Source organism: Idiomarina sp. UBA4206, assembly GCF_002383015.1.
GTDB lineage: Bacteria > Pseudomonadota > Gammaproteobacteria > Enterobacterales > Alteromonadaceae > Idiomarina > Idiomarina abyssalis.
In genome coordinates this window covers 1-740 of the sequence record NZ_DFTS01000023.1, presented here as the reverse complement: position 1 = coordinate 740, position 740 = coordinate 1, and the positions used below count along the sequence as shown (strand labels likewise).

Here is a 740-nt window from a genome sequence, read left to right as displayed (position 1 = left end):
GTCGCCGCCATGTCCGGCCGCGGTGGCACGCCCCCATCCACCGATGAGGCGCAGCAGCCGCTGACCATGATGGTGGAGTCCATCCGCCTCGGCCATATAAGTAATTACCTCCCTCTCGATTCATACGGAAACGCTGTCAGCCTGGGCTGACAGCGTGAAGTCGATCAGTTCCTCCGCCAGGTGTATTCAATAAGAGGTATTTGATTTTCCTCTAATTTGCCTAGGCTGAAGCAATAAGGCGCTTTTTCTCAGGGAGTCTTCTGTGTCCGTTTTTTCCCGTTTCGCTTTTGTCTTTTTCGCGTCGATCATGGCCATGGCCCTGGATGCAGCGCCTCTGTCCAAGTATGAGCCCGTTGCCGGTCGTCAGGTCATTGAGCAGGCGTTTCCCGATGTCACCCGGGTGATTCCCCGGAAAGGCAATCGGGCCATCCAGGAGCTCTACGTCCGTAAGGAGTTGGTGGGCTACGCCTATCAGTCACTGGATTTTGTCCAGACCCCCGCCTACTCGGGCAAGCCGGTCAATGCCATGGTGGTGCTGGATGCCGAAGGCACCATCAAGGCCGCCAAGGTAATCCACCACGACGAACCCATTCTCCTGGTGGGCATACCCGAAAGCAAAATGCACGCCTTTACCGATCAGTACACGGGCCTCAAAGCGGACCAGCGGGTAACCGTGGGCGGAACCTCTTCGGAACGAAAGGTGGCTGTGGACGGATTGTCCGGTGCCACGGTGACCGTGA

Annotated in this window: 1 protein-coding gene; it reads left to right on the top strand. The window is 57.4% G+C overall.

Annotated features, from left to right (window positions below; translation table 11 throughout):
• Positions 1-262 precede the first annotated feature (262 nt).
• A partial coding sequence (locus tag B3180_RS04980; RefSeq protein WP_286843364.1) for an FMN-binding protein occupies positions 263-740 on the top strand: 478 nt, incomplete at its 3' end.